This window comes from Burkholderia sp. Bp8992 (assembly GCF_003853705.1).
GTDB lineage: Bacteria > Pseudomonadota > Gammaproteobacteria > Burkholderiales > Burkholderiaceae > Burkholderia.
Genome location: NZ_QTQI01000009.1, coordinates 16,513 through 26,895 on the forward strand (window position 1 = coordinate 16,513; position 10,383 = coordinate 26,895).

General features: G+C 70.2%; 9 protein-coding genes. 8 read left to right on the forward strand and 1 reads right to left on the reverse strand.

All coding sequences use genetic code 11. The features are described from left to right. Positions 1-75 precede the first annotated feature (75 nt). The 8 genes from DIE03_RS15180 to DIE03_RS15215 all read left to right on the forward strand — a co-directional run bounded on the left by DIE03_RS15180 (position 76) and on the right by DIE03_RS15215 (position 8,469). Positions 76-1,425, forward strand: coding sequence for a calcium-binding protein (locus DIE03_RS15180; RefSeq protein ID WP_124451626.1), 1,350 nt, complete (start codon positions 76-78; stop codon positions 1,423-1,425). Positions 1,426-1,650: 225 nt separating this feature from the next. Continuing rightward, positions 1,651-2,319 (forward strand): RNA polymerase factor sigma-70, encoded by a 669-nt coding sequence (locus DIE03_RS15185; protein ID WP_124451628.1) that lies wholly within the window; start codon positions 1,651-1,653, stop codon positions 2,317-2,319. 85 nt (positions 2,320-2,404) lie between these two features. Beyond that, entirely contained in the window at positions 2,405-2,647 is a 243-nt protein-coding gene (locus tag DIE03_RS15190; RefSeq protein ID WP_059234271.1) for an MbtH family NRPS accessory protein, read from the forward strand. Positions 2,648-2,692: 45 nt separating this feature from the next. Next, positions 2,693-3,700 carry a TauD/TfdA family dioxygenase gene (locus DIE03_RS15195; protein WP_124451630.1) on the forward strand — a complete coding sequence of 336 codons (1,008 nt, stop codon included), beginning with the start codon at positions 2,693-2,695 and terminating at the stop codon, positions 3,698-3,700. After that, entirely contained in the window at positions 3,700-4,548 is an 849-nt protein-coding gene (locus tag DIE03_RS15200) for an ABC transporter ATP-binding protein (protein ID WP_124451632.1), read from the forward strand. Before DIE03_RS15195 ends, DIE03_RS15200 begins: the two co-directional genes overlap by 1 nt. After that, positions 4,545-6,635 (forward strand): Fe(3+)-hydroxamate ABC transporter permease FhuB, encoded by a 2,091-nt coding sequence (fhuB, locus tag DIE03_RS15205; RefSeq protein WP_124451634.1) that lies wholly within the window; start codon positions 4,545-4,547, stop codon positions 6,633-6,635. The genes DIE03_RS15200 and fhuB overlap by 4 nt, the downstream gene beginning before the upstream one ends. Next, positions 6,632-7,438 carry a siderophore-iron reductase FhuF gene (gene fhuF / locus DIE03_RS15210; RefSeq protein ID WP_124451636.1) on the forward strand — a complete coding sequence of 269 codons (807 nt, stop codon included), beginning with the start codon at positions 6,632-6,634 and terminating at the stop codon, positions 7,436-7,438. Before fhuB ends, fhuF begins: the two co-directional genes overlap by 4 nt. After that, on the forward strand, positions 7,435-8,469 hold the full coding sequence (locus tag DIE03_RS15215) for an ABC transporter substrate-binding protein (protein WP_124451638.1): 1,035 nt from the start codon (positions 7,435-7,437) through the stop codon (positions 8,467-8,469). The genes fhuF and DIE03_RS15215 overlap by 4 nt, the downstream gene beginning before the upstream one ends. 124 nt (positions 8,470-8,593) lie before the next feature. On the opposite strand, the gene DIE03_RS15220 is transcribed toward DIE03_RS15215, so the two are convergent. Next, positions 8,594-10,339, reverse strand: coding sequence for a cyclic peptide export ABC transporter (locus DIE03_RS15220; RefSeq protein WP_124451640.1), 1,746 nt, complete (start codon positions 10,337-10,339; stop codon positions 8,594-8,596). Positions 10,340-10,383: the final 44 nt, after the last annotated feature.

Consider the following 10,383-nt stretch of genomic DNA (forward strand, 5'->3'; position numbering starts at 1 on the left):
GGCCTGAGCGGTGCGCGCCGCGCAGCATGCTGCCTGCACGGGATTTTCATCGATGTACTGACGGAGGAGAAGGGAATGCATCTGAAACGCAGTGTCGTCGCGGCCGTGCTGGCCGTGTCGGCAATGAGCGCGGTTCATGCGCAGACGGTATCGGCCGGCGGTTATTCGCTGACGGTGATCGGAGACCTGGGCGGGCCGCGCGACATGCAGTACCAGGGCAATGCCGTCAGCGCGGACGGCAAGACGATCATCGGTTCCTGCTGGAGCGCAGCGCAGTCCGGTGGCTCGATGGCGTTCTCGTGGTCGGCTGCGACGGGCTGGCAGCGGCTGGCCGCGCCAGCGAACGCCTATGACTCGCAGGCACAGACCGTGTCGGCCGATGGGCAGGTGATCGGTGGCTCGATCAGCGCGCGCCGGGCGGACGGCAACCTCGATCGATGGGCGGTGCGATGGCCCGGGGACGGTCGCACGCAGAAACTCGTTCCGGATACGGCGGGCCGGGGCGCATGGGTCGACGTCGCGAACCTCGCCGGCACGAGGATGACGGGCAGCTTCACGGCGGCAGGTGGCCGGAATGCACGGTTCATGTGGACCCAGCCGAGCGGTTTCCGCGAGTTGCCGCCGGGCGGCGACTATCTCGTGCACCTGCTCGCGATGACCTCGTCCGGGAATGCCGCAGCCGGGTTCGCCGGCAATGTCGACGGCGCGTATGGTTCGCGTGCGCTCCTTTGGACAGAACGAATTGGCGAACGACTGTTGCCGACGATCAACGCGGGCGTGGCCAGAATGGATCTGGCCCGTGGCGTGACCGAAGACGAACGCACGATCGCCGGCTCGCTCGGCACCCTGGTAGCCACGCCGGATGGACAACAACGGGTCGATTCGGAGGCCGTGCTGTGGACGAACGGCGGCGACAGCATCCAGCGGCTCGGTTTTCTTGACGGCGACGACAGCAGCTACGCGTTGTCGATCAGCATGGACGGGCAGGTTGTCGTCGGTGGCTCGAGCAACGGGCAGACCGGTGTCGAGCGCGTCTTCGTGTGGACGCCGCACAGCGGCATGCGCAGCCTCGTTGCGTTGCTCGAAGGGGCCGGCCTGTCGGTCGGCACGCTGAACCTGGCCAACGTGATCGGCGTGAGCCCCGACGGGCAGACCATCACGGGGCAGGGCTATCGGGAAGACGACCCCGACGGGAAACCGCAGTTCTGGCAAGTGCACATCGATGCGGCAACACTGCGCGCGTTGCGGCCGGCGAGCCCGGGGGCCGATGCGTTGCGGGTGCGGGCGGCGCAGCCGAAGGCGATGGCGGTGTCACGCACACTGGCGGCGCAGCCGAAGGCGGCGATGCAGCGAAGCGTCTGCCGCATGCCCGTCACCCCGGCGCGGCTCGCGTCGTGCCGGCTGCTGTTGCCGGCCGCGCGCTAGCGAGCATGGTCGCATGCAGGTGAAGCGATGAAACGAGGCGCCGGGTTGACGGCGCCTCGTTTCGTCGCGAACGCCGGACGAACCCGCGTCCCATCCGCCCGGACAACGATTCCGCCAATTGTTCAGACAAATCCCGACAACTGAAAGGGTCATCCGGTAATCGGATTGAGAATGATTTGCGTTTACGTTAAATTGCGCTATCTCGGAATTTGACGGAGCAGATCGATGGCGATGGCGGAAGTGCTCGACCGACCGGCGGCGGCAGCGGCGAACCCGTTCCTCGGCAGTTGTCCGGACCTACCGCCGCGCGCCGCGCCGCGACCGCGTCGTGCGTCGGAACCCCGCGCGCAGGGCGCGCTGCTCGACGTGCTGATCTCGCATCGTTCGATGCTCGTCAATGTCGCGCGCGGCTTCGTCGGGTGCGCGAGCCGCGCCGAGGACGTCGTGCACGACGTGTTCGTGAAGCTCGTCGAATTCCCGAACCAGGATGCGGTGCGCCAGCCGGTCGCCTACGTGACGCGGATGGTGCGCAATGCGTCGATCGACGCATGCCGCCGGCAAAGCCTCGAAAACGTCTATCACACGGAAGAGGACGACGGCTTCGACGTGCCGTCGCCCGAGCCGACGCCGGAAGCCGCGCTGATGACGCGCGATACGCTGCGGCGCGTGTGGGCCGCGCTCGACGACCTGCCTGCACGCAGCCGCGCGGCCTTCGAGATGGTGCGGCTGCGCGAGGAGACGCTGCAGACCGCGGCGCGCGCGCTGAACGTGTCGCAGACGCTCGTGCATTTCATGGTGCGCGATGCGGAGCGTCACTGCGCGGATTGCCTCGACGCATGCCAGCGCGGCGTCGCGTGCCCGGTGTTCCTGGGCGGCCGCGCACGGCGGCGGTAAAAAAACGCGCCGGCCAATCGTCTATCTGACAGGAGCGGCCGAAACCGCCGCTTCGCTTCCTTCAACCGCCCAGCGATTTCCGATCATGACGCAAGCCCCGACGCCTTCCGCCGACACCGACGATCTCGTCTACACGGTCGTCATCAACGACGAAGAACAGTACTCGATCTGGCCGACGTTCCGGCCCGTACCGGCCGGCTGGCGCGAGGTCGGCGTGAGCGGCCCGAAAGCAGACTGTCTCGCGCACATCGAGGCAGTCTGGACCGACATGCGCCCCGCGAGCCTGCGCCGCGCGATGGACGGCGAGCGCGCGTCGCGCGCATCGTGACCTGCTGCGCCGCGTTTCCGGCGCGCCACCTGAAGAGGACGTTGCATGACCCTGCTTTCGTTGCCGACGCTCGACGACCTGCATATCGAGCCGGGGCTGCCCACCGTCGTGTCGCCGCGCGGCAGCGACGGAATGTCGATCGACGACGTCGCGCCGCTGGCGCGCGAGATCGCGGCCGACACGCTCGAACGGGCGGGCGGCGTGCTGTTCACGGGCTTCCACGTGCCGTCGATCGATGCGTTCCAGCAGTTCGCGGCATCGTTCGGCGATCCGCTGATCGGCTATGAATATGCGTCGACGCCGCGCAGCCAGGTCGAAGGCGCCGTCTACACGTCGACCGAATACCCGCCGCATCGTGCGATTCCGCTGCACAACGAGCAGTCGTACACGCGCGAATGGCCGCTGCGGATCTGGTTCCACTGCGCGCTCGCCGCGCCGAAGGGCGGCGCGACGCCGATCGCGGACAGCCGCGCGGTGTATCGCGCGCTCGATCCGGCGCTGGTCGCGCGCTTCGAGAAGCGCGAACTGCTGTACGTGCGCAATTTCGGGCAGGGTCTCGACCTGCCGTGGCAGCAGTCGTTCGGCACCGACGAGCCGGCCGAGGTCGAACGGATGTGCGCGGCGCGCGGCATCGAATGCACGTGGCGCACCGGCGACGACGGCGAGCTGCTGCTGCGCACGCGCGAACGCTGCCAGGCCGTCGCACGCCATCCGCGCACGGGCGACCGCGTGTGGTTCAACCAGGCGAACCTGTTCCACCTGTCGGCGCTCGACGACGACATGCAGGAAGCGCTCGTCGATGCGGTCGGGCTCGAGAACGTGCCGCGCAACGTGTACTACGGCGACGGCGAACCGCTCGAGGCCGACGCGCTCGCGCAGATCCGCGGCGTGCTCGACCAGCAGCGCATCGTGTTCCCGTGGCGCACGGGCGACGTGCTGATGCTCGACAACATGCTGACCGCGCATGCGCGCGACCCGTTCGAGGGGCCGCGCAAGGTGGTCGTCGCGATGGCGCAGAGTCATACGGTCCCGCGCGACCGAACGGAGGATTGATGACGCGTAGTACCGCCGCGCTTGCCGCGCGCGGGCTGTCGGTAGGATATCGCGACCATGTCGTGATCGACGGGCTGGACCTGTCGATCGCGGCCGGCCGCGTCACCGCGCTGTGCGGACCGAACGGCTGCGGCAAGAGCACGCTGCTGCGCACGCTCGCGGGCCTGCAGCCCGCGCGTGCCGGCCATGTCGAAGTGAACGGCCGGCCGCTCGCGTCGTTTCGCCGTCGCGCGCTCGCGCGCGAGCTGACGATGCTCGCGCAGTTCAACCAGATTCCGTCGGGCCTCACGGTGCGCGAACTCGTCGCCTACGGGCGCTATGCGTACGGCGGCTTCCTGCGCGGCCTGTCGCGGGCCGACCATGCGGCGATCGACGAGGCGCTCGACACGAGCGGCCTCGCCGGCGACGCGGAGCGCGACGTCGGCGCACTGTCGGGTGGGGAACGCCAGCGCGCGTGGATCGCGATGGCGCTCGCGCAGCAGGCGCCGATCGTGTTGCTCGACGAACCGACGACCTATCTCGACATCCATCACCAGCTCGACATCCTCGACGCACTGCGCACGCTGAACCGGTCGCGCGGGCTGACGATCGTGTGGGTGCTGCACGACCTGAACCAGGCTGCCGCGTACAGCGACGAAATCGTGCTGATGCGCGCAGGCCGTCTCGTCGCGCAGGGCACGCCCGACGCGATGCTCGATCCCGCGCGGCTTCGCGCGGCGTTCGGCGTCGAGATGCTGAAGCTCGCGCATCCGCAGACGGGCGCGCCGATGTGCGTGCCGGCCTACGGACCGACCGCCGACGGCGCGCCGCAGGCGGCCGCCGTCTTCGACCGGGATCTCGCCGTATGACGACGCTCGCGATGCGCAAGCGCCTCGCGGCGACGGGGAAGGGCACGGCCACGGGGCGGGCCGGCTCGATCGCGTCCGGCCTCGTCGCGCTGATCGCGCTACTCGCGGCGCTGCGCGTCGCGCCCGACCTGCGCGTGTGGTGGGACGCGACGCCCGGCAGCGATGCCGCGTCGCTCGCGCACGTGTTCCTGTTCGACCTCAACCTGCCGCGCGTCGCGGCCGCGCTCGTCGCGGGCGGCTGCCTCGGCATCGCGGGCGCGCTGTTCCAGTCGCTCACGCGCAATCCGCTCGCATCGCCCGACCTGCTCGGCGTGACGGGCGGCGCGCAGCTCGGCCTGCTCGCGGCGATGCTCGTGCCGGCGCTGGCCGGCGTCGCGTCGGTGCCGCTGCTGTTCGTGTGCGGGCTCGCTGCCGCCGCGTGCGCGATCGTCGCGGCCGGCGGCTGGCGCGCGACGCCGTTGCGGCTCGTGCTCGCGGGCAGCGTGTGCATGCTGCTGTTCGCCGCGCTGTCGACGCTCGTGCTCGCGTTCTTCGAGCAGAACATCGCAGGGGCCGCGCTGTGGACCAACGGCAGCCTGTACCAGCCGGGCGCCACGGGCCTCGCGCTCGCCGCGCGCTGGCTCGTCGTGCCGCTGGCTGCATTGCCGTTCGTGATCCGGCCGCTGAATCCGCTCACGCTCGGCGACGACGCGGCGGCTGCGGCCGGCGTGCGCGTCGATGCGACGCGGCTCGCCGCGACGATCGTCGCGGTCGCGTTCACCAGTGTCGCCGTCAGTATCGCGGGCCCGCTGTCGTATGTCGGCCTCGTCGCGCCGAACCTGCTGCGCCAGGTACGCGGCGCGCGTGCGGCGCGGCTCGGCGTGCTGGTGCCGCTGTCGGCGCTCACCGGCGGCGCGCTCGTGCTCGTCACCGACAGCGCCGTGCTCGCGTCGGGCTTCGACGCGACACTGTCGACCGGCGTCGCGATTGCGCTGGTCGGTACGCCGCTGATGCTCGCGATGATTCGGCGCGGTGCTGCCTGGTCGGGCGTGCTGCATGCGGATGCCGAACGCGCGGCGGGCGGCGGCTCGACGCGGCTCGTCGGCTGGCTCGAACGGCTCGGCTGGCCGCTGCGCACGGCGCTGTTCGTCGTGGCCGGCCTGCTGGTCGTGCTGGCCGGCGTATCGGCCGGCCCCGAATGGTTGTCGCCCGCGCGCTGGTTGGCTGCGCTGTCGGGCCAGGATGCACTCGCGCGGATGCTGATCGACCTGCGCATGCCGCGCCTGCTGTGCGCGCTGCTCGCGGGTGCGCTGCTCGCCGTCAGCGGCGTCGCGATGCAGAGCGTCGTGCGCAATCCGCTCGCGGGCCCCGAAGTGCTCGGCGTCACGCAGGGCGCGGGGCTCGTCACGCTGTTCGCGCTGTCGACGTGGCCGCTGATGGGCCACGTGACGCTTGCCGCCGCGGCGTTGATCGGCGGCGGGCTGTCGCTGGCGATCACGCTCGCGCTGAATCACCGGCATCGCTATGCGCCGCTCGCGGTCGCGCTGACGGGTATCGTCATCGGCGCGTTGTGGACCACGCTCGCGCAATGGCTGATCACGCAGGAAAGCGTGCAGCCCGCGCGCTTCGTCGTGTGGCTCGTCGGCGGCACATATGGCCGCAGCTGGGGCGAGGTGTCAATGCTGTTGCCGTGGTGCGTGCTCGCGGTGCCCGTGTTCGCATGGCTCGCGAAGCCGCTCGACATGCTCGCGCTCGGCGACGACCAGGCGGCGGCGCTCGGCCTGCCGGTGGCTGCGCTGCGGCCGCTCGCGCTGACGATCGCGACGCTCGCCGCGTGCGCGGCCGTCGCGGCGGTCGGGCCGGTCGGCTTCATCGGGCTGATGGCGCCGCACGTCGCGACGATGCTCGGCGCGCGCCGGCATCGCACGCGGCTCTGGCTCGCGGCGGCATGCGGCGCGTTGATCCTCGGTGTCGCGGATCTCGCCGCGCGCACCGTCGTGGCACCGCGCGAGGTGCCGGCCGGCGTGCTGACCGCGCTGATCGGCGCGCCGTACCTGCTCGGGCTGCTGATCCTCGAGGGGCGCCGCGCCCGGCGCGCAGGGCGATGATTCCGGTGCTCGACGATACGCGCGCCACGCGATTCTCGGCGTTCGCGCCGGAACCATTCGCCGAGCATCTCGACGTCGTCTGGCTCGGCATGCCCGACGACGCACACGTGCACACGCCGGGCCGCATCGTCGTGCCCGTCAGCGCGTTGCCGGGGCACCGCGACGCCGTGCTCGCCGCGATGATCGACCATTACGGCGGCGATCCCGCGCAGCATGCGCGTGCGCTGATGTCGCAATGGAGCAAATACTATTTCGGCCGTGCGGCGCCGGCCGGTGTCGTCGCCGCGCTGACGCTCGGCCGGCCGCTCGACATGCACCCGGAGCGCACCTTCGTCGCACTCGACGACGGGATGCCCGCCGCGCTGTATTTCGCAAGCGATGCGCTCGGCGCGCCGTGCGACGATTCCGCGCCGCGCTATGCAGGGCTCATCGCGCATCTCGGCGCGGTGATCGACCTGCTCGCGGCGATGGGCCGCGTCACGCCGCGCGTGCTGTGGAGCAACGCGGGCAACCTGCTCGACTATCTGGTCGGCACGTATCGTTCGCTGCCGTGCGCGGCCGATCCCGTCCGCGATGCGGACTGGCTGTTCGGTTCGGCCTGCGTGCACGGCGAATCGAATCCGCTGCGAATGCCCGTGCGCGACGCCGTGCCGCGCTCGGCGCTGCTGCCGACGCCGTTTCGCGCGCGCCGCGTGTGCTGCCTGCGCTACGAAATTCCTGGAGAAACGCAACTGTGTGGAAGCTGCCCCCTGCTACTGACGATGGACGACGCGGCGCTGGCCGAGCAGGACGCGATCCGGTGACGCACGCCGGCCGCCGGCATGCGCTCGGCGCACTCGCGGCGGCACTCGGCGCCGCGTGCTGCGGCGCGTTTCCCGCATCGGTTTCAGCAGCGGTTGCCGTTGCCGACGACGCGCGCGGCGCGCAGGGCGCCGTGTCGCTGGCCGGCAACCCCGTCGTGTCGCAGGCGAGCGCGAGGATGCCCGTGCGGCCGCAGCGCGTGGTCGCACTCGACTTCATGTTCGCGGAAAGCGTGGTCGCGCTCGATATCGTGCCGGTCGGGATGGCCGATACGGCGTTCTACCCGGGCTGGCTCGGCTACCGGAGCGAGCGGCTCGCGCACGTGACCGACGTCGGCTCGCGGCAGGAACCGGGGCTCGAGGCGATCGCGGCGGTCAAGCCCGATCTCGTCATCGGCGTCGGCTTCCGCCATGCGCCGATCTTCGACGCGCTCGACCGGATCGCGCCGACGATCCTGTTCCAGTTCAGCCCGAACGTGTCCGACGGCGGGGTACCCGTCACGCAGCTCGACTGGATGCGGCAGATCTTCCGGACGATCGGTGCGGTGACGGGGCGCGATGCGCGCGCGCAGGCGGTCGACGCGCAACTCGACGCCGGCATCGCGCGCAATGCGGCGCGGCTCGCGGCCGCGGGCCGCAAGGGCGAGCGCATCGCGCTGCTGCAGGATCTCGGCTTGCCCGATCGTTACTGGGCCTATACGGGCAACAGCACGTCGGCCGGTCTCGCGCGTGCGCTCGGGCTCGATCCGTGGCCGAAGAAGCCGACGCGGGAAGGCACGCTGTACGTGACGTCGGCCGATCTGCTCCGGCAGCGCGACCTCGCCGTGATGTTCGTGACCGCATCGGGGCTGGACGTGCCGCTGTCCGCGAAACTCGACTCGCCGGTGTGGCGTTTCGTGCCCGCGATGAAGGAACACCGGATCGCACTGATCGAACGCAATATCTGGGGGTTCGGCGGGCCGATGTCGGCGCTGAAGCTGGCCGACGTGATGACCGACACGATGCTGACGCTGCCGGCGGTGCGCAAGACGTGATGGGCAGGGTATCGCGATCGGCGTGACCGGCGCGTCGCGCATCGGTAATTATTCGCTTCCGAAATGCAAATCGCCGACGCACTGCCATGGCAGCGCGTCGGCGTTTTTTTATCGACTATTTCTCTTAAACGCTCAGCGCATCGACGCCATCCTGCGCACGCAGGCGTGCGGGTTGCGTGTCGCTGACGATGCGCCCGTTGTCGAGCTTCAGCAGCCGGTCGGCGAGATCGAAGTAGCGGTCGTCGTGCGTGATCACGATCACGGCCTTGCCGCGTGCACGCAGTTCGGGCAGCAGCTGTTCGTAGAACACGGCCTTGAACGACGGGTCCTGGTCGGCTGCCCATTCGTCGAACAGGTAAAACGGCCGGTCCTCCAGGTATGCGACGACGAGCGCGAGCCGCTTGCGCTGCCCGGTCGACAGCGCGCGCGTCGAGAACGCGCCGTCGACCACTTTCACCTTGTGGTCGAGCGCGAGCTTCGCGACGAGCGCGTTCGCCCGTGCATCGGCCTGTGCGCGCGACGGATCGTCGGGATCGACGATGCCGAGCAGCGCGTCGAACAGGTGGAAATCGTTGAAAACCGCACTGAAGCGCTGACGGTAGGCCGCGCGCTCGCGCCAGCCGATCGTGCGGCCGTCGACCTCGATCGTGCCTTCCTCGGGCTCGTAGAGCCCCGTCAGCACCTTCGCGAGCGTCGTCTTGCCGCTGCCGTTGCCGCCGACGATGAACACGAGTTCGCCCGGCTTGATCGTCAGGTCGATCGGCCCGATGCTGAACATCCGTTCGTCGCGTTCGTGGAAGTACGCGTGCGTGACGCCGCGCAGCGTGACGGCGCCGGCCAGCGGCACGTCGGGTGCGTCGGCCGCGGGCGGCACCGTGCGCAGCGCGCCGAATTCGGCCATCACGCCTTCGATCCGCGTGAGCGACACGCGTGCGGCATTGACGGTCGGCAGGTTGTTCAGCAGGCCGTCGAGCGGCACGAGCATGAACAGGAACACGACGACGTAGCCGGCCGCCGCGGCCGGGTCGGCATGCACGCCGAGCTGCGGCCAGAACGACGCGACGCCGAGGAAGACGTAGAACAGGAAGATGATCCAGCCGACCCCGACCGCATACGCGCTGAACGCACGGCGGCGATGGTCGCGCACTTCGCCGATCGCGGCGCCGAGCTGGCCGTCGACGAACTGGCGGGCACGCGCGTCGTGCAGCTTCAGCTCCTTCGCGCCGGAGAACAGCGAGCCGAGATAGCCGAACAGACGGTCCTGCGCGTGGCCGGCCGCTTCGAGCGACGCGATCGCGCGGCGGTCGCCGGTGTGATAGCCGAGCGAGCCGGCGATGATCGCGGCCAGCGCCAGCAGGCAGACGGGCCACGACAGCCACGCGAGGTAGCCAAGGCAGCCGAACACGATCGAGCCGTGCATGACGAGGTTCGGCAGTGCGAAGAACAGCATCGACACGTTGGTCGCGTCGTCGGTCAGCACCGACTGCACGGGCGCCGCGCCGATCCGCTCGATGTCGCGCAGCTCGGCCGCGCCGACGCGCCGTGCGAGATGCACGCGCAACCGCGCCATCGTGTCCTGCGACAGGCGGGCGAACAGCGTGCCCGACACGATCCGCGTGACGAGCGCGATCACTGCACACAGGGCGAAGCGCCACGCGAGCGACGCGTCGGCGGCGCCCGGCTGCGACAGCGCGCGGTTCAGCGTCGCGACGAGCAGCACGCTCGCGATGCCGTTCAGCACGCACGCGGTGAGCGCCAGCGTGAACGACACGCGGCTTTCGCGCAACAGCGCAAGGATCAGGCGCGCGGCGGGGCGGCCGGGGGAGGCGTCGAGGGACGGCGGGGAGGAAGGCTCGTGGGCAGCTGTCATCGGCAACGTCGGTAAAGGGAAGGCAGGCAAAAAACGCGGAAACG

Bases quoted from the DNA above. Each gene is read 5' to 3' on its own strand.
- DIE03_RS15180 (WP_124451626.1), top strand. From the start codon at position 76: ATGCATCTGAAACGCAGTGTCGTCGCGGCCGTGCTGGCCGTGTCGGCA.
- DIE03_RS15185 (WP_124451628.1), top strand. From the start codon at position 1,651: ATGGCGATGGCGGAAGTGCTCGACCGACCGGCGGCGGCAGCGGCGAAC.
- DIE03_RS15190 (WP_059234271.1), top strand. From the start codon at position 2,405: ATGACGCAAGCCCCGACGCCTTCCGCCGACACCGACGATCTCGTCTAC.
- DIE03_RS15195 (WP_124451630.1), top strand. From the start codon at position 2,693: ATGACCCTGCTTTCGTTGCCGACGCTCGACGACCTGCATATCGAGCCG.
- DIE03_RS15200 (WP_124451632.1), top strand. From the start codon at position 3,700: ATGACGCGTAGTACCGCCGCGCTTGCCGCGCGCGGGCTGTCGGTAGGA.
- fhuB (WP_124451634.1), top strand. From the start codon at position 4,545: ATGACGACGCTCGCGATGCGCAAGCGCCTCGCGGCGACGGGGAAGGGC.
- fhuF (WP_124451636.1), top strand. From the start codon at position 6,632: ATGATTCCGGTGCTCGACGATACGCGCGCCACGCGATTCTCGGCGTTC.
- DIE03_RS15220 (WP_124451640.1), bottom strand. From the start codon at position 10,339: ATGACAGCTGCCCACGAGCCTTCCTCCCCGCCGTCCCTCGACGCCTCC.